At 72.0% G+C, this 20,950-nt stretch carries 20 protein-coding genes; 7 read left to right on the forward strand and 13 right to left on the reverse strand.

Annotated features, from left to right (window positions below; all coding sequences use genetic code 11):
- Positions 1 to 223: 223 nt before the first annotated feature.
- The 3 genes from ACFVXH_RS28650 to ACFVXH_RS28660 all read right to left on the reverse strand — a co-directional run bounded on the left by ACFVXH_RS28650 (position 224) and on the right by ACFVXH_RS28660 (position 3,189).
- The gene (locus tag ACFVXH_RS28650; protein ID WP_387828534.1) at positions 224 to 2,395 is read right to left on the reverse strand and encodes a catalase; all 2,172 of its coding nucleotides are present in this window, start codon (positions 2,393 to 2,395) and stop codon (positions 224 to 226) included.
- A 298-nt stretch (positions 2,396 to 2,693) separates the two neighbouring features.
- Positions 2,694 to 2,855: a YqaE/Pmp3 family membrane protein gene (locus ACFVXH_RS28655; RefSeq protein ID WP_387828537.1), complete on the reverse strand. Its 162-nt coding sequence runs from the start codon at positions 2,853 to 2,855 to the stop codon at positions 2,694 to 2,696.
- A gap of 160 nt (positions 2,856 to 3,015) precedes the next feature.
- On the reverse strand, positions 3,016 to 3,189 hold the full coding sequence (locus tag ACFVXH_RS28660; RefSeq protein ID WP_387828540.1) for a CsbD family protein: 174 nt from the start codon (positions 3,187 to 3,189) through the stop codon (positions 3,016 to 3,018).
- A gap of 420 nt (positions 3,190 to 3,609) precedes the next feature.
- On the opposite strand from ACFVXH_RS28660, the gene ACFVXH_RS28665 reads away from it, so the two are divergent.
- Together ACFVXH_RS28665 and ACFVXH_RS28670 are read left to right on the forward strand one after the other, a co-directional pair.
- Complete coding sequence (locus tag ACFVXH_RS28665) at positions 3,610 to 4,305, forward strand: TetR/AcrR family transcriptional regulator C-terminal domain-containing protein (protein ID WP_387828543.1); 696 nt, start codon at positions 3,610 to 3,612, stop codon at positions 4,303 to 4,305.
- A gap of 134 nt (positions 4,306 to 4,439) precedes the next feature.
- Positions 4,440 to 4,595, forward strand: coding sequence for a DUF6131 family protein (locus ACFVXH_RS28670; protein WP_387828546.1), 156 nt, complete (start codon positions 4,440 to 4,442; stop codon positions 4,593 to 4,595).
- Between the two features lie 291 nt (positions 4,596 to 4,886).
- On the opposite strand, the gene ACFVXH_RS28675 is transcribed toward ACFVXH_RS28670, so the two are convergent.
- The 6 genes from ACFVXH_RS28675 to ACFVXH_RS28700 all read right to left on the reverse strand — a co-directional run bounded on the left by ACFVXH_RS28675 (position 4,887) and on the right by ACFVXH_RS28700 (position 13,520).
- Positions 4,887 to 6,641, reverse strand: coding sequence for a glycoside hydrolase family 15 protein (locus ACFVXH_RS28675; protein WP_380741370.1), 1,755 nt, complete (start codon positions 6,639 to 6,641; stop codon positions 4,887 to 4,889).
- Positions 6,642 to 6,764: 123 nt separating this feature from the next.
- Positions 6,765 to 7,868 carry an enolase C-terminal domain-like protein gene (locus ACFVXH_RS28680; RefSeq protein ID WP_387828549.1) on the reverse strand — a complete coding sequence of 368 codons (1,104 nt, stop codon included), beginning with the start codon at positions 7,866 to 7,868 and terminating at the stop codon, positions 6,765 to 6,767.
- On the reverse strand, positions 7,865 to 8,380 hold the full coding sequence (locus tag ACFVXH_RS28685; protein ID WP_387828552.1) for a DUF1360 domain-containing protein: 516 nt from the start codon (positions 8,378 to 8,380) through the stop codon (positions 7,865 to 7,867). Before ACFVXH_RS28685 ends, ACFVXH_RS28680 begins: the two co-directional genes overlap by 4 nt.
- 3 nt (positions 8,381 to 8,383) lie before the next feature.
- A complete protein-coding gene (locus tag ACFVXH_RS28690) occupies positions 8,384 to 11,446 on the reverse strand; it encodes an FAD-binding and (Fe-S)-binding domain-containing protein (protein ID WP_387828555.1) in 3,063 nt (1,020 codons plus the stop codon).
- Positions 11,447 to 11,449: 3 nt separating this feature from the next.
- A complete protein-coding gene (locus ACFVXH_RS28695; protein WP_387828558.1) occupies positions 11,450 to 13,237 on the reverse strand; it encodes a thiamine pyrophosphate-requiring protein in 1,788 nt (595 codons plus the stop codon).
- Between the two features lie 121 nt (positions 13,238 to 13,358).
- Positions 13,359 to 13,520: a hypothetical protein gene (locus ACFVXH_RS28700; RefSeq protein WP_387828561.1), complete on the reverse strand. Its 162-nt coding sequence runs from the start codon at positions 13,518 to 13,520 to the stop codon at positions 13,359 to 13,361.
- A gap of 63 nt (positions 13,521 to 13,583) precedes the next feature.
- Between ACFVXH_RS28700 and ACFVXH_RS28705 the strand changes: the two genes are divergently transcribed.
- Positions 13,584 to 14,078: an SRPBCC family protein gene (locus tag ACFVXH_RS28705; protein ID WP_387828564.1), complete on the forward strand. Its 495-nt coding sequence runs from the start codon at positions 13,584 to 13,586 to the stop codon at positions 14,076 to 14,078.
- Complete coding sequence (locus ACFVXH_RS28710; RefSeq protein ID WP_387828567.1) at positions 14,060 to 15,736, forward strand: phytoene desaturase family protein; 1,677 nt, start codon at positions 14,060 to 14,062, stop codon at positions 15,734 to 15,736. Before ACFVXH_RS28705 ends, ACFVXH_RS28710 begins: the two co-directional genes overlap by 19 nt.
- Positions 15,737 to 15,755: 19 nt before the next feature.
- Here ACFVXH_RS28710 and ACFVXH_RS28715 read toward each other — a convergent pair whose 3' ends face one another.
- The 3 genes from ACFVXH_RS28715 to ACFVXH_RS28725 all read right to left on the reverse strand — a co-directional run bounded on the left by ACFVXH_RS28715 (position 15,756) and on the right by ACFVXH_RS28725 (position 17,459).
- The gene (locus tag ACFVXH_RS28715; protein ID WP_387828570.1) at positions 15,756 to 16,301 is read right to left on the reverse strand and encodes a DUF6328 family protein; all 546 of its coding nucleotides are present in this window, start codon (positions 16,299 to 16,301) and stop codon (positions 15,756 to 15,758) included.
- Between the two features lie 288 nt (positions 16,302 to 16,589).
- Positions 16,590 to 16,934 (reverse strand): hypothetical protein, encoded by a 345-nt coding sequence (locus ACFVXH_RS28720; protein ID WP_380741362.1) that lies wholly within the window; start codon positions 16,932 to 16,934, stop codon positions 16,590 to 16,592.
- A gap of 258 nt (positions 16,935 to 17,192) precedes the next feature.
- Complete coding sequence (locus tag ACFVXH_RS28725; RefSeq protein WP_074003030.1) at positions 17,193 to 17,459, reverse strand: hypothetical protein; 267 nt, start codon at positions 17,457 to 17,459, stop codon at positions 17,193 to 17,195.
- 469 nt (positions 17,460 to 17,928) lie between these two features.
- Here ACFVXH_RS28725 and ACFVXH_RS28730 point away from each other — a divergent pair, with 469 nt between their 5' ends.
- From ACFVXH_RS28730 to ACFVXH_RS28740, 3 genes are all read left to right on the forward strand, one after another.
- Positions 17,929 to 18,351: an SsgA family sporulation/cell division regulator gene (locus ACFVXH_RS28730; RefSeq protein WP_387828573.1), complete on the forward strand. Its 423-nt coding sequence runs from the start codon at positions 17,929 to 17,931 to the stop codon at positions 18,349 to 18,351.
- 41 nt (positions 18,352 to 18,392) lie between these two features.
- Positions 18,393 to 18,515 carry a hypothetical protein gene (locus tag ACFVXH_RS28735; RefSeq protein WP_380786730.1) on the forward strand — a complete coding sequence of 41 codons (123 nt, stop codon included), beginning with the start codon at positions 18,393 to 18,395 and terminating at the stop codon, positions 18,513 to 18,515.
- 137 nt (positions 18,516 to 18,652) lie between these two features.
- Positions 18,653 to 19,603, forward strand: coding sequence for a DUF5655 domain-containing protein (locus tag ACFVXH_RS28740; protein WP_074003032.1), 951 nt, complete (start codon positions 18,653 to 18,655; stop codon positions 19,601 to 19,603).
- A gap of 84 nt (positions 19,604 to 19,687) precedes the next feature.
- Here the strand turns inward: ACFVXH_RS28740 and ACFVXH_RS28745 are convergent, their stop codons facing one another.
- Entirely contained in the window at positions 19,688 to 20,437 is a 750-nt protein-coding gene (locus tag ACFVXH_RS28745; RefSeq protein WP_074003033.1) for a site-specific DNA-methyltransferase, read from the reverse strand.
- Positions 20,438 to 20,950 lie beyond the last annotated feature (513 nt).

Raw genomic sequence — 20,950 nt, forward strand, 5'->3', positions numbered from 1 at the left:
GACAACGATCCGAACGGCACTCGGCTGTAAAACACCCATGAGAGAAGCTCTGACCAGGTATTTCAGATTCAAGGACAGCGTCCTGAGTCGGTGAACGGACAGAGCCCACCGGCCTCGCCTTGACAAGTGCGGACGGCCAGTCGGCCCCGTAGGTCCGGGTCTGCCCGCGCAGCGGGACCGGGACTCCTCCTAGGCAGGTCGCGCGGCCGATTCGGGCTCGGGTTCAGCGCTGCGGGAACCGGTGCTGTTCGATCAGGTGGACGAAGTCTTCCCAGAACGAGGCACCGGGCTGCCGGTCCGGGCCGCACAGGGCGACCCCGGCGAGCTGCTCCGCCTCGCGGGCCCCTGCGGCCCGCACGAGCGCCGTGCCGGTGCCGAGCACGGCCATCGGTTTGCCGTGCCGGAGTGCCTCGTTGACGAACCGGACGGCGTCCGGTTCCACGACGAGCGCGTCCTCTGCGCCGTCCGGCACGACCGCGGCGTCGTACAGCACCGAGGCGGTGGTCGCCAACGCCCGGTCGACCTCCACGTCTTGGCCGTCGCTGCCGGCCACGCTCCCGCCGTACCGGGCCAGGGTCTCCACCGTGGCGCCCTCGGCCTGCAGGGCGGTGCGCGCGGCCCGCACCTGGGCGGCGTCCACGCCCTGCGCCACCAGGACGGCGACCTTACGGGTACGGATGCCGTGGCCGCGCAGTTTCTCCAGGCTCAGCGCGGGCGAGACCCGCTCCCCCGCTGCTCCGGCCTCGCGGTCGCCGGTGGACCGGTCCGGTGCGGGCTCGGGCTCGGGCTCGGGCTCGCCGATGCGGCGGGCGACCTCCACAGCCAGTTCCTGGTCCACGCGGGTCAGGTTGGCGACCATCCGGCGCCGCACGGCCTGGTCTCCGACCTTGCCGAGCTCGAAGGAGAACGCGGCGATGATGTGCTTCTGCTCCCAGTCGGCCATGCTGCGCCAGAACAGCGCGGCCTGGCCGTAGTGGTCGGCGAAGCTCGGACTGCGCCGGCGGATCGCCTGCCCGTCGACACGCTCCTGGTAGTGCTCGAACACCCCCTCGGCGAGGTGCCCGCCACCCAGGGTGGCCGGGCATCCACCGCCGACCGAGTTCGGCGCGTAGCTCGTCCCGGAGTGGATCACCTGCTGGCCGTAGCCGTCGCGCTGGTTGGTGCGCACCTCGGTCAGCGGGCGGTTGACCGGCAGCTGGGAGAAGTTGGGGCCGCCCAGGCGGATCAACTGGGTGTCCAGGTAGGAGAAGTTGCGGCCCTGCAGCAGCGGGTCGTTGGTGAAGTCGATGCCGGGAACGATGTTGCCGGTATGGAAGGCGACCTGCTCGGTCTCGGCGAAGAAGTTCTCCGGGTTTCGGTCGAGGACCATCCGGCCGACCGGCCGCACCGGCACGAGTTCCTCCGGCACCAGCTTCGTCGGGTCCAGCAGGTCGAACGGGAACGAGAACTCGTCCTCCTCCGGGATCAGCTGGACGCCGAGCTCCCACTCCGGGAACTCGCCGGCCTCGATCGCCTCCCACAGGTCCCGGCGGTGGAAGTCGGGGTCGCGTCCGGCGGTGATCTGGGCCTCGTCCCAGACCTGGCACGCAACGCCGAGTTTTGGCTTCCAGTGGAACTTGACGAAGGTGGCGCGCCCGTCGGCGGTCACGAGGCGGAAGGTGTGCACGCCGAAGCCCTGCATCATCCGGAAGCTGCGCGGGATCGCCCGATCGGACATCGCCCACATCAGCATGTGGGTGGACTCCGGCTGCAGCGAACAGAAGTCCCAGAACGTGTCATGTGCGGTGCCGCCGGTGGGGATCTCGTTGTGCGGCTCCATCTTCACCGCGTGCACGAAGTCGGGAAACTTAATCGCGTCCTGGATGAAGAACACCGGCATGTTGTTGCCGACCAGGTCGTAATTGCCGTGCCGGGTGTAGAACTTGGTGGCGAAGCCGCGGACGTCGCGCACCGTGTCGGCGGAGCCGCGCGGTCCCTGGACGGTCGAGAAGCGGACGAACACCGGGGTCCGGCGGCCGGCCTCCTGGAGGAAGTCGGCGCAGGTGAACTCGGCCAGCGACTCGTACGGTTCGAAGAAGCCGTACGCGCCGGCACCGCGGGCGTGCACCACCCGCTCGGGAATGCGCTCGTGGTCGAAGCGGGTGAGCTTCTCCCCCAGGTGGAAGTCCTCCAACAGCGTCGGGCCACGCTCGCCCACGGTCAGGGAGTTGTCGGTGTCGTCGACCCGAACCCCTTGATCGGTGGTGAGCGCACCGTCCGGCTCCGGGGCCCGGAAGGCGTCGAGCGCGAGGTCCTTGGCATCGCGCTCGCCCCGCGAGGAAGGGCCTGGCTGGGGAGCCTCCGTGACCGGGGGCGCCTGGGGGCGTCCTCCAGGCGGTCCGGGATTGGTGGTCATCAAGCTCTCCGTCCTGGGCCGGTGCGAGACAGCTCACGGCCGCCCGCCGGACAGCGGCTCAACCGGCGTCCCAAGCTCGGAGCCTATTGGCGCTTGGGCGGCCCCGCAGCCCGAGACCGTGCCCGGGTAAACGGAGCGTTCGACGGTCGGTCCAACCCGGGGCCGCGGCCGGGCCCGGCGAACACCTCCGCCACACCGGCTCGCACCGCGTCGGGGGCTGCCACGCCGGGTTGCCACGCGGCTGTGGACCAATCGGGGGATGCACCCCCGGGCCGCCGTCGGGTGTGGGCGCGCCCCGTCAGTCCTTGACCACCTGGTAGATGCCGTAGATGACGCCGGGAACGTGGCCGCACAGCTGCAGAAGGAACGCCCAGAGCACCTTGATACTCGGGCCGTCCTTGATGAGCACCGCGAGCCACGGCAGGACCAGGCAGAGCAGTATGAGCAGGACCTTCACCATGATCGTTCCTCGATTCACGACAGCGGACCCAACTCATCGAGGAGGAGTTGAGTCCGCAGGTGGAGCCGCGGGCATCGTCCTCGTCCTGCCCGGCTTCCTTGGCGGTGGGCGGGGCAGCTCAGAGCCCGCGGGATCCCACCAGGCCCACTCGGCCGGGCGCTCAGTGCTTGAACGCGTCCTTGACCTTGGCGCCGGCCTGTTTGATGTTGCCCTTGAACTGGTCGCCGCGGCCCTCGGCTTCGAGGGCGCGGTCGCCGGTGGCGCGTCCAACGTTCTTCTTCACGCTTCCCTTGACCGCTTCGGCCTTGTGGGCGGCCTTCTTGCCGATACCCATGACTGGTTCCCTTCGTGAGTTGGCCCTGACGGGCAGGCTCGGGGCCTATCGGCGCCCGGTACCACGCCCGAGGAGGCGGTGTGGTCCGTGGTGCCCCTTGCCAGGCGTACCCGGGCGCGCCTTCGCTTTTGCCCTGGGCCATCGGATTGAAGCGGGCGCCGGCCGTATGCTCGCTGGTCCGCTCCTGCTTGCGGACGAGACCGTCCCGCTGCGCGGCGAACGCGTCGCGCTGCGGCGAGCTCGTCGCGGTCCTGGGTCGCCGATGCCGCCAGGAGGACAAGTCCGAGAACAATGATCATGACGCACTCCCAGCCGGGTCACGTCGTATGCCTCCAGTCAACTCCGGCACTAGACTGGTGTCTACACCGTAGGCCTACGAGGTTCACGCCAGTGCGAGCCGCCAGCGAGAGAAGGTTCGACGTGGCCCCTCCTCGGATCGGCCCGGCCGTCCAGGACAACGATCCGCCCGCGAGCCCGAGGCTCAGCCGCGAGCGGATCCTGGCCTGCGCACTGGAGATCATCGACCGCGAGGGCATCGAGCAGCTGTCCATGCGTCGCCTCGCCCGCACCCTCGGGCACGACCCGATGAGCCTCTACCGCCACGCCGCGAACAAGGCGGCCCTGCTCGACGGCGTCGCCGAGACCGTCCTCAACGAACTCACCGTGGACTCCACCGACCCGGACTGGGCCGCCCAGCTGCGCGCCGTCGCACGCGGCTACCGCCGACTCGCCCTGGCCCACCCCAACGTGGTGCCGCTCCTGGTCACCCGCCCCCTGGCCACCCCGCTCGCCCTGCGCCCCAAAGGTACTCTGCGCCCGCTGGAGGCCATCCTCACCCTGCTCACCCGCGCCGGATTCAGCGGCGCGGACGCTCTGCACGTCTACCGCGCCCTGTTCGGACTCCTCCACGGCCACGTCCTCAACGAACTGCAGGAACTCGTCGACAACCCCGACGAGACCGACGACATGCTGCGACTGGGCCTGTACCGGCTGCCGATCGGCGAGTTCCCCCTCCTGCGAGGCCTCGCCGGCCCTCTCGCTTCCTACGACGGAGCCGCCGAGCTCGAACGCGGCCTCGACATCCTCCTCGCCGGCCTGGCCACCACACCTCAGTAGTGCGCCGAACCCGGGAGTCGCGCCATCGCGGCTGATATCTCGCCCCCAAACCGGGCATCCGCGAAAGCAAGTGCGGCATTTCCTCCGCATCGGCGAAGGCCGCATCGGAAGAGGGGGAAGAAACGGAGGTCATCGTGATCGTCCTCGGAGTCATCCTCCTTGTCATCGGATTCGTCGCCGGAATCGGCATCCTGTGGACCATCGGCATCGTCCTGGCCCTCATCGGCCTCATCCTGTGGATCATGGGCGCGGTCGGCCACGAGATCGGCGGCCGCCGCCACTACTGGTAGACACCAGCGGAGACCAGCCATCGGTCCTGTCACGGCAGCGCAGTCCTGCTGGCCGCGACGCCAGTCATGCGCCGCACACGTGGACGGTTCGATCCATGCCGTCTGCCTGGACCGGTTCTCCGTTGGTCAATGGCCTGGCGTCGACGCCGGCCGTGCCGACTGCGGTCGCCTTGCTGCCGGTGATGCGAGCCTCTCCCTATCCGTCAGGGCCCTGGGCACGACGATGCCGCCGGGACTCACCAACGGCATCGTCGCTGCTCCGGCATCCGGATGCGGTGGATCGCGGCGGTCTCAGTGACCGGGTGCGAGCGTGGCGGCGGCTTCGAGCATCAACCCGTGGACGAACGCTTGGGGCAGGTTGCCGCGCAGCTGGCGTTGGGCGACGTCGAACTCCTCCGCATAGAGGCCGGGCGGACCGCAGGCGGCACGGTTGCGTTCGAACCAGCGCACGGCTTCGACGTCGTTGTGCTGCTGGTGTTCCGCCAGGGCCATGACGAATCCGCACAGCAGGAAGGCGCCCTCGGCGTCCTGAAGGGGTCTCCGGTCGTGGCGGAACCGGTAGACGTGGTGGTCCAGCGCGAGATCGGCGTGCACCGCTCGCAGGGTGGCGATGGTGCGCGGGTCTTCGGCAGGCAGGGCGCCGCGGATCGCGGGCAGCAGCAGGGCCGCGTCCACGCCCGTCCGGCCAGGGGAGCGCTGCCACCGGCCGGTGGGGTGCAGGCTGTCGGCGGAGGTCTCCGCGAGGATCGCATCCGCCAGCGCCTCCCAGCCGGCGGCGCGCCCGCTGCTCGCCCGGGGTGCTGCGGCGGCGACCGCCCGCAGACCGGCCGCGCAGATCAGGCGGCTGTGCGCCCACCGGTCGTCGTGCAGCTCCCAGATCCCGGCGTCCGGCTCGCGATGCCGGGTGGCGATCACGTCGGCGGCGGTGAGCGCGGCGTGCCAGCCGTCGGGGTCGAGCCGGTCGTGGCGGGCGGCGGCGGCGAGCAGCAGCAGGCTCTCCCCGTACACGTCGAGCTGGAACTGGCGGTTGACGTGGTTGCCGACGACGTCGAAGCCACCCGGATAGCCGGGCAGGTCGAGGGTGCGCTGGTCGGGTACCGCCGCACCGGTCACGGTGTAGGCGGGCGCGAGAGCCGGGCCGTGTTCGAGCAGACGGGCGGTGACGAACCGTACGGAGTCGTCCAGCAGCGGGTGCGGCCCCGCGGCGGCGACGGCCTGGCCGATGTAGGCCTGGTCGCGGATCCACACGTACCGGTAGTCGTAGTTGCGGCCCGTCTCGGCGCGTTCGGGCAGACTGGTGGTGGCCGCTGCCACCGTGCCGCCGCCGGGGCCTGTGAGGCCGGCCAGGACGCTGTAGGCGTGCCGGGCGTCGCGTCGGCCCAGCGTGTTCGCGAGGGCGGGCACGCGCGCGGTCCAGGCCGCTTCGGTGGACCGCCACAGCACGTCGGCCGTCTCCGGTTCGGGCAGGGGCCGATCGGAGATCTCCAGGACGAGGTCGTGGTGCTCACCGGTCTCCAGACGCATCGTGGTGGACAGCGCCGCATCGCTCGGCCGGGCGTCGGGCGCTCCGCTCCAGCGCAGGTGCAGTTCTCCGGCCCGGGCCGTCCAACGCCCCTGCCCGTCCCTGCGGACCTTGCGCAGCCGGTGTGTGCCGAATCCGGGCGCCGGGTGCAGGTGGACGTCGAGGCGGGCGTCGCCGTCGACCGCCAGGATCCGGCGCAGCACCACCGCGTGGTGCCGGTCACCGGGGCAGGCGAGGGCTTCGCGGCATTCGACGACGCCGCCGGTGGTGATCCAGCGGCTGCGCCAGATGAGGCTGCCGCTCTCGTAGTAGCCGCCCCAGACGAACGGGTCGGTGGGGGTGACGGTGTACCAGCCGGGGCCACCGATGAGGGCGGCGAAAACGGCGTCGCTGTCCCAGCCGGGTGCGCACATCCACACGATGTCGCCGCGCGGTCCGACGAGGGCGCCGCGCTCGCCGTCCGCGAGCAGGGCGTAGTCACGCAGCGCGTGAGGGGCGGGAGAGCCGGCGATGGGGGCGGTCACGTTCTCGTCTCCTGGGGTACGGCGGTGCGGGCCGCGTGTCCCCGGCCGGGTGGACGCGGAGCGCCGGGAATGTGCACGGTCCGCGGAGGCCGACGGCCGTCGTCGGGAGCGGGCCGGGTCTCCTCAGGCGCGGACACGGTAGCGCTCCGCCGTCTCGGTGCGGATGGCCAGGCCGAGGCCTGGCTCGCCGCTGTGGCCCGGGCGGACCAGTCCCCCGGCCGGGTCGAGGGTTCCCTCGAAGAGGAGGTTCTCGATCCGGACATGGTCGTGGAACCACTCCAGGTGGCGCAGGTTCGGCACGGCGGCCGCGGCGTGTGCGTGGACGTGCGGGGCGCAGTGTCCGGACAGCTGGAGTCCGTGGGCCTGGGCCAGGGCGGCTGCGCGCAGCCAGACGGTGATGCCGCCGCAGCGGGTGGCATCCGCCTGCAGGCAGTCCACGGCCGGGGCCATGCGGGCGAAGTAGGGCAGGTCGTATCCGTACTCGCCGGCCGCGACGTCGGAGGTGACGGCGTCGCGGACGTGGGCGAGGCCGGTGAGGTCGTCGGAGGAGACGGGCTCCTCGAACCAGCTCGCCCCCAGGCCGGCCAGCGCCTGTCCGACGCGGACGGCCTGTTTGCGGGTGTAGGCGCCGTTCGCGTCCACGTACAGGGCGGCGTCGTCGCCGACCACCTGCCGGGCCTGCTCGGTGCGTTCCAGGTCACGCCGTTCCCGGCTGCCGCGGCTCTCGCCGATCTTGATCTTGAATCGGTGGAAGCCCTGTTCGGCCCAGCCCGCGAGCTGCTCGGCGAGTTGCCGGTCGGTGTAGGTGGTGAAGCCGCCGCTGCCGTAGAGGGGGACCTCATGGCGGGCGGCGCCGAGCAGGTCGACCAGGGGCAGGCCGAGCAGGCGGGCCTTGAGGTCCCACAGGGCGATGTCGACGGCTGAGATCGCGCCGGCGACCAGCCCCGGGCGGCCGACATTGCGCACCGTGCGGCTCATCGCCTCGTTGGCGGCCGGGACGTCGAACGCCGGGCGGCCGATGACCGTGTCCCGGAGGTGCCCGGTGATCACCTGGGCGGTGGCGGGGGCGCCGTAGGTCCAGCCCAGGCCGGTGGTGTCCCCGCCGTGGACACGGACGAGGATCATGGTGATGGAGTCCCAGGCGAGAGTGCCGTCGGCTTCCGGAGCGTCGGTGGGGATGTCGAGGACCTGCACGTGCAGGGACTCCACGGTGGCGGTGACGGTCATGGCGTCTCGTCGGCCGCGTGCTGGGCGGCGGCGCGGGCGAACTGCAGGAAGTCGGCGCCGGCCAGGGCGGCCAGGGTCGCGGTGGCGAGCCTGGTGGCGCGCGGAGCGAAGACGGACCCGACAGTGCCCGCGGTGGCGACCCACAGGCCGGTGCAGAACGGGCAGGTGACCAGCTCGCCGACGGCCTTACGGGCTCCGGTGCCGCGCACGTCCTCCTCCAACTCGGCCGGGCCGGAGGTGCCTTCGAAACGGGTGAACGGCGCGCGCAGCGGGCTGGTGACCGGGTCCTTGGCGATCAGGCGGGAGAGCTGGTGGGTGGCCAGCGCGTTCAGGGCGACGTCCCACGGAGTCGGGTAGGGCAGCTCTCGGCGAAAGGCCCGGGCGGCTGCGGCGGTGCCGAGCACCGCGGTGGCGTACAGGGCCATGAGGCCGGTGTAGGCCGCGAGCGGGCGGTCGTTGTCGCCGGTGTAGGCGCGGGCTTCGCGGTGGAGCCGCTCGTACAGGGACCGCATGGTCTACCTCCTCCTGGCGCGGTGGCGCCGCGCGGCGGCAGCACCGGCCGCCGCCAGGCCTGTCATCGCGCCCGCGACACCTGCGGTCAGCAGGCCGGCCACCGCGTTGCGGGGTTGCGGGCGCGGGATCGTCTTCTCGGGATGGTCGGCGGGCGGCGGCCCGTCCAGTGCCAGGGCGAGGGCCTCGGCCACGTGCACGGCCAGCCGTCCGGTCGAGGACTGTTCGATCTGGGTGCGGCAGCTGAACCCGTCGGCCAGGACGAAGGCGCCGGGGGCGGTGTCGCGCACGGCCGGAAGGACGCCTTGCTCGGCGATGGCCTGGGACAGGTCGTAGTGGCCCCGCTCGAAGCCGAAGTTGCCGGCCAGGCCGCAGCAGCCCTCGTCGAGCACGTTCGCGTCAAGCCCCGCGCGGCGCATCAGTTCACGGTCGGGGTCGGTGCCGAGGACGGCGTGCTGGTGGCAGTGGGTCTGCACGGTCGCCGCCCGGCCGATCCGGGGCGGTTGCCAGCCGTGGGGGGCGTGGTTGACGAGGTGTTCGGCGAAGGTGCGCGTCTGCGCGGCCAGGCGGGCGATGTCCTGGTCGCCGTCGAGCAGGTCGGGGGCGTCCGCGCGGAAGACCGCGGTGCAGGAGGGTTCGAGCCCGATGATCGGGGTGCCGGCCTCCAGCCAGGGGCGCAGGGTCCGGATGGTGCGCTCGAGGACGCGACGGGCGGTGGCGAGCTGCCCGGTGGAGATCCAGGTCAGGCCGCAGCACACCGGCCCCTCGGGTACGGCGACGTGGAAGCCGGCGTCCTCCAGCACGCGGACGGCGGCGTCGGCGACGTGCGGATGGAAGTGGTTGGTGAAGGTGTCCGGCCAGAGCAGGACGGTGCGCGGGTCGCGCGGATCGGGCTCCGCCCAGCCCTGCCGATGCCGGGTTTCCTGGAACGATTCGGCAGCGAAGAGGGGTGCGGCGCGGCGCGGGTCGATGCCGGCCAGCCGCTTTCCCAGCCATGCGAGGCCGGGGGCGTGCAGGGCGGCATTGGCCAGGCCCGGCGCCGTGCGGGCCAGCCGTGCCCACAGCGGGAGCCAGCCCATCGCGTAGTGGGCGGCCGGGCGCACACGGCCCTGGTAGCGGTGGGCGAGGAACTCTGCCTTGTAGGTGGCCATGTCGACGCCGACCGGGCAGTCGGACTTGCAGCCCTTGCAGGCCAGGCACAGGTCCAGTGCGTCGCGGACCTCGGTGGAGCGCCATGCGCCGGTGACCGGGGAGTCGTCGTGGCCGCCGAGCATCTCGAACAGCAGCCGTGCCCGGCCGCGGGTGGAGTGCTCCTCCTCGCCCGTCGCCCGGTAGGAGGGGCACATCACCCCGCCCTGGTGGGTGCGGCAGTTGCCGATGCCCACGCAGCGCAGCACCGCGCGGGTGAAGTCGTGGTCGTCGTCGGGATACCCGAAGTGCGTCCGCAGCGGTCGGGGCCGCCAGTCGGCGCCCAGGCGCAGGTTCTCGTCGACGCGGTGGGGGTGGACGACCTTGCCGGGGTTCATCCGGTCGCCCGGGTCGAACAGGGCCTTGACCTCGCCCATCGCCTCCACGAGCCCGGGGCCGAACATGCGGGGCAGGAGTTCGCCGCGGGCCTGCCCGTCACCGTGCTCACCCGACAGGGAACCACCGTAGGAGGCGACCAGGTCGGCCGCGTCGAACAGGAACGCCCGGAACGCCTCGACGCCCTTGCCCTCGCGCAGCTCGAACGGGATCCGGGTGTGGACGCAGCCCTGCCCGAAGTGCCCGTACAGGGAGGCCTGCTGGTAGCCGTACCGGCCGAACAGCCGCTCCAGGTCGCGCAGGTAGTCGCCGAGTTTCTCCGGGGCGACCGCGGAGTCCTCCCAGCCCTCCCACGTCTCGGAGCCGTCCGGCGGGCGGGCGGTCACGCCCAGACCCGCCTCGCGGGCCCTGAGCATCTCCCGCTCCCTCGGGGGATCGTCGGACAGCGCCACCGACGGGTCGTCCTCCTCGCGGCCGATCGCCCGCAGCAGCTCGAACGCCCGCGCGTCCGCCTCCTGCTTCGTGTCGCCGGTGAACTGGACGAGCAGCCAGCTGTCGCCCTCGGGCAGGCTCTCCAGCGAGTCCAGGTAGGCGTGCTCCTCGCGCATCAGCTGCGCCATGCGCCCGTCGATGGCCTCCAGCTGGGTGGGGCGGCTGTGCGCGAGCAGGTCGGGGACGGCGTCGGCGGCCTGGTAGATGTCGTCGAAGCCCAGGACCAGCAGGGCCTCCGCCGCCGGCACCTCGACCAGGTGCAGTTCGGCGTGCAGGAGCGTCACCAGGGTTCCCTCGCTGCCGACCAGGGCGCGGGCCACGTCGAAGCCGTTCTCCGGCAGCAGGGCGTCCATGTTGTAGCCGGAGACCCGGCGCGGGATCTTCGGGTAGCCACGCCGGATCTCGGCCAGGTGCCGCCCGGTGATGTCCCGCAACCCCTGGTAGAGGCGGGCGCGCGGTCCTGCTTCGGCCGCGATCCGCGCGTACTCGTCCTCGCTGGTGGGACCGGCCCAGAACCGGGTGCCCTCGTAGGTGAGGACTTCCAGGCGGTGGACGTTGTCGGCGGTCTTGCCGTAGGCCTGGGCGGACGCTCCGCAGCTGTTGTTGCCGATCATGCCGCCCAGCGCACAGTGGCTGTGCGTGGACGGCTTCGGCCCGAACCTGAGCCCGTGCGGAGCGAGTCGGCGGTTGAGCTCGTCCAGGACGATGCCCGGCTCGACCACACAGGTCCGCGCTGTGGGATCCACCGAGACCAGCCGGTTGCAGTACTTGGTCCAGTCGACGACCACCGCCTCGTTGGTGCACTGCCCCCCGAGACTGGTACCGCCTCCGCGGGACAGCACCGGGGCGGCGAACCGGGAGCAGACGCCCACCGCGGCAGCGCCGGCCTCGACCGTGCCGGGCACGACCACCCCGAGCGGAACCTGACGGTAGTTGGAGCCGTCGGTGGCGTACGCGCCGCGGCTCCCCGCGTCGAAGCGGACCTCACCGTCCACCTCGGTCCGCAGGGCCGGCTCGAGTGCGGCCAGGTCCACCTCCTGGCGCCCGGACACCGGTCAGCTCCGTCCACTGCCGGGCAGGAACTCCTGGACCTTCGCCTTGACGCCCTGCTGGACCACCGATCCCCGGTCACTGTCGCCCCTGAGCACCGACAGGGCGGCGGCCTTGATCTGGTCCCAGGTGGCGTGCGGCGGGATCGGCGGCACCGCCGGGTCGGTGCGGAAGTCGATGACGAACGGCCGGTCCGCGGCCAGTGCCCGGCGCCACGCCGGCTCCACGTCCTCCGGCTTCTCCACCCGTACGCCGCCCAGACCGAACGTCCGGGCGATGTCGGCGTAGCGCACGTCCGGAAGGCTCTGCGAGGGCTCGAACTGCGGCGCGCCCTGCATCGCCCGCATCTCCCAGGTGACCTGGTTCAGATCGTGGTTGTTCAGCACCGCGACGACCATGCGCGGGTCGGCCCACTCCCGGTAGTACTTCGCTGCGGTGATCAGCTCCGCGAGGCCGTTCATCTGCATGGCGCCGTCGCCGACGATCGCGATCGCGGGCCGGTCCGGGTGGGCGAACTTCGCGCCGATCACGTAGGGCACCCCCGGCCCCATGGTCGCCAGCGTGCCCGACAGCGAGCCGCGCATGCCGCCGCGCATCCGCAGGTGGCGGGCGTACCAGTTCGCCGCGGACCCGGAGTCCGCGGCCAGGAGCGCGTTGTCGGGCAGCAGCGCGTCGAGGGTGTGGACGACGTACTCGGGGTTGATCGGGTCGGCGGACACGTCGGCTCGGCGCTGCATGACCTCCCACCAGCGCGCCGCGTTGTCCTCCACCGTCTTGCGCCATGTGCCGTCCGCCTTGCGCTCCAGCAGCGGAATCAGCCGGCGCAGCGTCGAGCCGGCGTCGCCGACGAGGTTGACCTCGAACGGGTAGCGCAGCCCGATCATGGACGGGTCCAGGTCGATCTGCACCGCGCGCGCCTGGTCGAACTCGGGCAGGAACTGGGTGTAGGGGAAGCTGGAGCCGACCACGAGGAGGGTGTCGCAGTCGCGCATCATCTCGTAGGACGGGCGGGTGCCGAGCAGACCGATCGAGCCGGTGACGTACGGCAGGGTGTCGGGCAGCGCGTCCTTGCCGAGCAAGGCCTTCGCCACCCCGGCGTCGAGCAGGTCGGCGACCTGCTCGACCTCGGGCCGGGCCGAGCGGGCGCCCTGCCCGATCAGCATCGCGACCTTCTCCCCGGCGTTGAGGATCTCCGCCGCCCGGGCGAGGTCCGCCTCGGCCGGTACCGGGGCGTAGTGCGGGACGCCGAGGCTGGAGGGGACCTGCTTGAACGCGTGCGCCGGCGCCTCGTAGTCGAGTTCCTGGACGTCGGCCGGGATGATCACCGCGGTGACCGTGCGGCGGGTCGCCGCGATGCGCATGGCGCGGTCCAGCACGTTGGGCAGCTGAGCCGGCACGGTCACCATCGCGCAGAACTCCGAGGCCACGTCCTTGTACAGGCTGGCCAGGTCGACCTCCTGCTGGTACGAGCCGCCCATGGCGCTGCGGTCCGTCTGCCCGACGACCGCGACGACCGGGACGTGGTCGAGCTTGGCGTCGTAGAGGCCGTTGAGCAGGTGGATCGCGCCCGGCCCGGAGGTGGCCACGCACACCCCGGTGCGGCCGGAGAACTTCGCGTACCCGACGGCCTGGAAAGCGGCCATCTCCTCGTGCCTGGCCTGGATGAACCGCGGCCGGTCCTCCGCCCGGCCCCAGGCCGCGAGCAGCCCGTTGATGCCGTCCCCGGGATAGGCGAAGACGTACTCCACATCCCAGTCGCGCAGGCGCTCCAGCACGTAGTCGGAAACCTTCATCACCGAACTCCTCCACAGCGCGGGCGTGGCTCCTGGTGGGCGAACGAGGCCCGGAGAGCGGCTAACCGCTCGCGCCGCGATGAAACCGCCGAAGGTGATACCGCCCGGTGTCCGTGCGGTATCACCTGCCGGCCCGCAGGCCGTGGGCGGGCATGCCGGGCTCGGCACAGACGCTGCCCTGGACGGGGCCCGGCGGCGACCAGTCGAGGTTCCGGTGGAACGGGTGGCCCTGCCCCACGGCGGAGAACGGGCCGATGCGAGTGTCGCATTCAGGGGAATTCACCGGGTATGCGCCTTTTGAGGTACCGGTGATTCGTCAGGGACCGGACACGAGGAGGCACAGCCGATGGCTGTGAGACACGTCCTGATAGAGCGGGCTCCGCAGGCGGTGTGGAGCGTGTTGGGCGACCCGGCCGCGTACGGCCGGTGGGTGCCCGGCACGGAGCGGACCCGCCCGGGTGAGGGCCGGTGGCCCGCAGTCGGGTCGAGCCTGCGCTACACCGTCAGCGCCGGCCCGTTCCGCTACGAAGGCCACACCGTCGTACGTGTGTGCGACAGCGGGCACCGGCTGGAACTGGAGGCTTTCGCCGGGCGACTCGGCACCGTCCGGATCGCCATCGAGCTGATCGCGTGGGGCGACGCCACCCTGGTGATCGTCGACGAGCACCCGCTGCGGGGCCTGGGCGGGAGCCTCCACACGGCGCCCGCGGACCTGGTGCTGGATCTGCGCCACCGCCGACTGCTCGCCTGCCTCGCCCGCACGGTCGAGCAGAAACCCCGGGCGGCCGACCTGGAAGCGTCCGCGTCGGGGGGAGGTCCGTCATGGCCGACGCCGTCGTGATCGGGGCCGGGCCGAACGGCCTGGTCGCCGCGAACGTGCTGGCCGACGCCGGCTGGGAGGTAGAGGTGCTGGAGGCCCAGGACCAGGTCGGCGGCGCTGTCCGCAGCGACCGCGGCGTCCACCCCGACTACGTCAGCGACCTGTTCAGCTCGTTCTACCCGCTGGCCGCCGCCTCACCGGTGATCGCGGCCCTGCGCCTCGAAGAGCACGGCCTCGCCTGGAGCCACGCGCCGATCGTGCTCGCCCATCCCCTGCCCGACGGCCGCTGCGCCCTGCTGCGGCGCGGACCGGAGACGAACATCGACGACATCGGGCGGAGCTTCGGCCGGCCGGACGCGCTCGCCTGGCGACGGCTGTCACAGCTCTGGCAGGACCTGGACCCGTGCCTGGTAGGGGCGATGTTCGCGCCGTTCCCGCCGGTACGCGCCGGCTTGGCGCTGGCCTCGCGTCTCCGGGCGCCGGGCCTGCTGCGGCTGGCCCGCTTCGCGGCGCTGCCCGTACGGCGACTGGCCGAGGAGGAGTTCGACCGGGATGGCCCGGGGCTGCTGCTGGCCGGCTGCGCGCTGCACGCCGATCTACTGCCCGAATCGCCGGGCAGCGCCGCCTTCGGCTGGCTCATGGCGATGCTCGGCGAGCAGTACGGCTGGCCGGTACCGGTCGGCGGAGCCAGCGCCCTCAGCGGCGCCCTGGTGCGACGCCTGGAATCGCGCGGAGGCACGATCCGCTGCGGCACCGCGGTCAGCGAGGTCGTCGTCCGCGCCGGCCGGGCGCTGGGCATCCGCACCGCCCAGGGAGACTACGTCCGCGCGCGCCGAGCCGTGCTCGCCGACGTGCCCGCTCCGCACCTGTACGGCCGCCTGGTCCGGGAAGGACACCTGCCGCCCGGATTCCGCGACGCCGTACGCCGCTTCCAGTGGGACTTCGCCACCGTCAAGGTCGACTGGGCCCTCGACTCGCCGATCCCCTGGACCGCCGAGCAGGCACACCGGGCCGGCACCGTCCACCTCGGCGCCGACTGGACGGAACTGAGCGACTACGCACTCCAGGTCAGCACCGGCCGTCTGCCGGCCCGCCCCTTCGGGCTGCTCGGCCAGATGACCACCGCCGACCCGTCCCGCTCACCCGCGGGCACCGAATCGGCCTGGATGTACACCCACGTCCCCCAGCACATCGCCGACGACCTCGGGCCCGACGGCATCACCGGGTCCTGGGACGACAGGGAAAGCGAAGCCATCGCCCGCCGCATGGAAGCACAGGTCGAACGCTTCGCCCCCGGCTTCACCGACCGGATCCAGGCCCGGCGCGTACTCACCCCGCCGGTGCTGGAACACCTGGACCAGAACCTGGTCGGCGGGGCGATCAACGGCGGCACCGCGGCCCTCCACCAACAGGCGCTGCTCCGCCCGCTACCCGGCACGGGGCGGCCCGAGACCCCCATCCAGCGCCTCTACCTCGCCTCAGCCTCGGCCCACCCGGGCGGTGGCGTGCACGGCGCCTGCGGCGCGAACGCCGCCCGCGCCGCGCTCCGCGCCCAGGGAGCCCTGACCGGCCGGCTGCTGCGACCCGCCCTGGCCCGCGCCCAGCTTGCCCTGTCCGACCCGGGCGGGGGGCGAGACGGCGTGACGCCGTCGGGCGGGCGGGACCCGCAGCCCGGGTAGGCCGGGACTGCAGGGGCTGTCACTGCGGGGGGCGGCCACCGCCGCGGGGGGCACCGAGCCCGGATACGGCAGCCCGGCGCGCGGCGGCCGTGCGACGCAGCACGACCTGGGGCAGGACGAGCCAGCTGGTGGCGAACCAGATCAGGCAGGCCGCACTGAGGCCCCAGGCGGCAGCCGGGCTGCCGGTGGCGGTGCGCAGCAGGAGCAGCAGCGCGGCGGCGATGGTCAGGGCCAGGGTGATGAGTCCGACGGCGATGAGGCGACTGGCGACGTGGACCAGTTCGGGTTTCATGCCGTGGCCGGTGAGGAAGCGGTGGAAGGCCACGGGCGCGATCAGGGCTCCGGTGGGGACGGCGCCGAGGACGACGGTGGCGACGTAGAGGTTCTTGTCGAAGTCGGGCAGGGCGGCGAAGCGCGGGGTGAAGGCCACGCCGATGAGGAATCCGAACAGGATTTGTGCGCCGGTCTGGCACACGCGGACTTCCTGGAGCATCTCGCTCCAGAGCCGGTCGGCCCGTTGCTGGGGCGTCTCGTCCCGACCCGGTGCGCCGTCGTTCTTCGTCAACGAATCCTCCCCGCCTACAGGCGGTCCTTGTGGCGGCTGGTGCGGGCCCGTACGCGCAGCAGTTCCTCCCCGTGGGGCGCGATGGAGCAGGGTGAAGGCGGCGACCCGGAGCAGGGTCGGTGGAGGAGAAGCACCTGATGGCGCTTTCCACGTCGCCGAGCGCGACGTTCACCGGCACGTCGGGGCGGGAGTGCCGACTTTCCCACCGGAGCGGGTGATCAGGCTGGGCACCGGGCGGCTCCTGTGGGGTAGCGGCCAGGGCGGGCACTGGTCAAGGAGAGCCGCAGGTCAGGGACGGTCCTCGTGATGGCCGCACAGCCACGCCAGCGCCTGATAGGTGCCCAGGGCGTACGCGGGGTCCGTGCGTTCTTCCAGGGCATCGCGCAGGCGGACCGCGGCGGCCTGGCATTCGGCCAGCAGCTGCGCCCGGCACGGCCCGGTGGCCCCGAGCGCGGCAACAGCGGTGACCGGTGCCGCGATCTGGGCTCCGGTGGCCCACCGGTAGGCCCCCAGGACCCCGTGGTCGAACCCGCCCCAGGGCTGGGGGCGCCGATTGGCGGTCTCGATCGCGTCGAACACCTCGTCCAGCGGGCGCACCCCCACCGCCGGGATCGTCGTCTCGTCACTGGTCATGCCCGCAACCTACGACGACTCGCAGCCACTCGCCGCCGGGCCCGACAGCCGGATAGTGGACCGGCAGGGTTCCGGGCCATCGGATCCGGCGCAACCGAGTGAACCCCCCTGCCAGGCAGCGGCCCAAAAGCCGAACGCGGCATCGCCTCGGCGGTCCCGCGCCAAGCCCCCTCGAACGCTCCGCGGCCCCACTCTGAACGGCGCTTTCGCGCTGCGGCGGCGCCAGAGCACAACCGAGCGCTGCCCCCGGCGGATCGCTCAGTCGCTTTCCGCAGGCAACGCAACCCGGCGCACCTGCCCGGCCTCCAGTTCGACGACGACGGCCAGCACCGGATGCAACCAGCGCACCACCGACCGCGCGCCCGGATGCGGCTGCCTAAGCAGCCCGGCGACCAACGCCCCGAGCTCCACCCGCTCCCGCTCGGAGATCTCCCCGGTCACCAGCCGCCGACCGTCGGTGAGCACGACCAGCAACCGCTTCCACTCGCCCGGTTCGCCGACAGCCCCGGTCACCCAGCCCTTCACCGTGACCCACCCGGGTGCCGCTCCGACGCGGACGGCACAAGCATCAGCAAACTCCCTCCGTACACGGGACGCGATCATCCGAGCATGCCACCACGCATCGTCGGAGACGATCCGCACGGCGGCTCTGGCCCGTCGTTTCCCACAGGTCCGTGATGAGCAGCCGCCCGCCGGAGGACCTGCCCTGCCCGGTACGCATACCTGCCGGACAGGCCGGTGGTCCGCGCCGGCCGTGTGCTCCTGGCGCTCCCGGCAGGCGGAGAATCACGTTGCGGAGGGCGTCGGCGCGCTCGTCCCTGTCCGGCCTGCCGAGCTCCACCCATGTGGCTTCGACATGCAACACTCCTCGAAAGCAAGGGAGTTGTGCAGATGTCCGGCCTGCCGACTGGCGCGTGGGCGCTGGGGTAGGCGCGTTGGCATGCGTCGGCCCACCGGAGGCCGACGCACACAGCCGTCGCAGGAGGGTGATCCGATGCAGAAGTCCGCTGTCCGCCCGATGCCCGTCACGTTCCCCGACAGCCCGCTGCCCGACGTCCCGGTCGACGTGGAGCTCCGCTTCGACACGGCCCTTCCGTATGCGGCATGCCTGGTGTTCCCGCTGACCCCGTGCGGCTGCACCGGCTCCGACGCCGAGGTGTGCTGGTACTTCAGCCGGGATCTGCTGGACGAGGGGCGCCACGTCCCCAGCGGCACCGGGGACGTCAAGATCAGCCCCGGACCGGTCGGCGAAGTCCTCATCACCCTGCAGGGCCCCGACGGCCGGGCGGTGCTCAGCGCCCCGGAGGACGTCGTGGCCGCCTTCCTCACGGACTCGTTCACGCTGGTGCCCGCAGGTTCGGAAACCGACCACCTTGATATCGACGCCACTCTCGCCCGGCTGCGCGCCGCCGGCTGACCGCACGAAGTGCGCCGGCCGGGCGCCCGGCCGGCGCACGGGTGCCGATGTGCGCCCCGGTCACCTATGCCAACGAGGACGCCTGGGATCTCCTCGGGCACTACGTCGCGTGGCTGGCCGCGGGACTCGCGGCACTGCTGGTCAGCCTCACCGCGCGGCTGTGACCTGCCCCGGCAGCTCCGGCCCGTCAACCACAGCCGGGCCTTCCTCTTCCGGTCTCATCTTGACAGAGAGGGGAACAGGAATAGGCCGCTCCTCTTCCTGATTGGTCTTTGCATACGGTCGTGCGAAGGGGGTAAGGGTGGCCGATCTGAAGGTGTTCCGGCGGGGTGCCGATGGCCGGGATGTCGAGCTGCAGGGTTCGACGGTGGCGCGGGAGCAGCAGGAACTGCAGCGACGGGTCGAGGCGGCGCTGGAGCCGATGCTTGGGGTGCGGTTCCTGGCATCGGAGTACGTGACGGGGCCGTGGCACCAGGGGCGGATCGACACGCTCGGGCTGGACGAGGACGGCGTGCCGGTGATCATCGAGTTCAAGCGCCGGCGGGATGCCGGGGTGATTACCCAGGCGGCGTCCTACCTGGTCTGGTTGCTGGCGCACCGGCACGAGTTCGAGGCGCTGGTGCGTAGACGTCTGGGCGCCGATGTGGCGGAGGCGGTCGATTGGCGACGGCCTCGGGTGATCTGTGTCGCGGGCGAGTTCTCCCGCCATGATCGGGCTGCCGCCTCGCTCTACCAGCGGGACTACCGTGTGGACCTGGTGCGCTACCGGGTCTTCGGTCCCGACCTGCTGACGCTGCAGCTCGTCGAGACCGTCCCGGGCTTCTCCGCCGCAGGGTTCGCGCCGATGCCGTCCGGTGCGGGCGAAGCTGCGGACGACGAGCCGGACGTTGTCGCGGTACCGTCGGGGTCCTCGCAGGTGGAGGTGCCGGGGTGCCTGCGGGAGCTGTACGGCGAGCTGGACGAGGCGCTGACCGCGGCGGGCGAGCTGGAGGTGGTGCTGCTCAAGCACTACATCGCCTACCGGCGGCTGCTGAACGTGGCGTCAGTGATCTTCCGGCCCTCCGTGTCGCACAGGGCGATCCTGGTGTACCTGCGGCTGAACCCGGACTCGGTGGAGCTGGAGGAGGGCTTCACCCGCGACGTACGCGGCATCGGTCACCTGGGGACGGGTGACCTGGAGGTGCGAATCGCCTCGTCGGCGGACGTGGAGAAGGCGGTGCCGTTGATCCGGCGGGCGGTCGAGGAGTCCTGAGGGCCTTGGAAGGGCGGCTGGAGCGTGGTGCTCCGGCCGCCCTTTCGCGTCTTCGGACGATCGCTGTGGCGGCGGTTCTCATGCTCACGCCTCCGGTCCGGCGAGGGTGAAGTCGTCCTGGGTCTGCTCTGCTCGCAGTCGCTGTTCGGCGATCTCGGCGTAGTGCGGGGAGAGTTCGACTCCGACGAAGCGCCGGCCTTCGCGCAGGGCGGCGACGCCGGTGGAGCCGCTGCCGGTGAAGGGGTCGAGGACGGTGCCGTCCTCGGGGCAGATCCGGACGAGCTGCTGCATGATCTCCAGCGGCTTCTGGGTGATGTGCACCCGGTCCTTGCGGGGCTGGCTGGCGATGAAGTGGCCGGGCAGATAGAGGTCGCGGCCGTTGTCGAGGGTGCCCTTGACGCCCCAGGTGATGAACTCCGCGGACTGTTTGAAGCCGCCCTTCCTCGGGCGGCTGGCGGGCTTGATCCAGGGGATGGTGCCCTGCCAGGTCCAGCCGGCCATCTGTAGAGCGTCGCTCGTGGTGGGCTCCTGCCGCCAGTCGGAGAAGACCATGGCGACCGAGTGCTCGGTGCTCGCCCGGTAGGCCTCGGTGAGGAGTTCGGTGAGCCAGGCGCGATAGGAGCGCTGGTCGCGGTTTTCGCCGGGGAAGGTCTTGAGGTCGTGGGCGGAGCCGCTGGTGACGTACTTGGCGCGGGCGTCGCGGCTGGTGCGCTCGGAGCTGGTCCGGCCGCCGCTGTTGTACGGCGGGTCGGTGATGACCGCGTTGACGGATTCGTCGGGGAGGTTCTTCAGTACGGCGAGGGCGTCGCCTCGGTGGAGGGTGAAGTCGTTCACGGGGGCCTTCCTCGGGCAGGGGTGTACCGGCTCCGGGCGGCGCGCCGTGGCAGCCGCCGGGAGCGGTGGTGCAGGGGACGGTAGCCGCGATCGGCAGCCGTGCCTAACGGACAGCACGAGGACGTCGGGGCTGGTCGGGGCTCGTTTGGTGCGGCCGGAGTTCGCGTCTACTGTCTCGCCATGCCAACCGGGCAGCGGGCCAAGTCGGCCCGGCCCGAGGCGCATTGGCCCGCGCTGTCCCGCCCAGGCGAGACCGCGCGACGGAGTGCGCGAATCTTCCCTACGCCCGAGGGGTGCCTCGTGTTCCAGCTGAGATTACGAGCGCGGCCGGCTGCCGCGCGTGACCCGAGACCGGCGTCCGGGAGCTACCAACTCCCCCGACCCGGACCCGCCCTGAACGGCGGTTTCACCACCAGCGCGGTGCCGGCGACTTCTTCGCACGAGGAGCCGGCACCGCGCTCTCCTACGAACCCCGCAAGGAGCCGCTGCGATGCAGCATGCCCTGGCACACCC

Origin of the sequence: Kitasatospora sp. NPDC058184 (assembly GCF_042883725.1) — a bacterium.
GTDB lineage: Bacteria > Actinomycetota > Actinomycetes > Streptomycetales > Streptomycetaceae > Kitasatospora.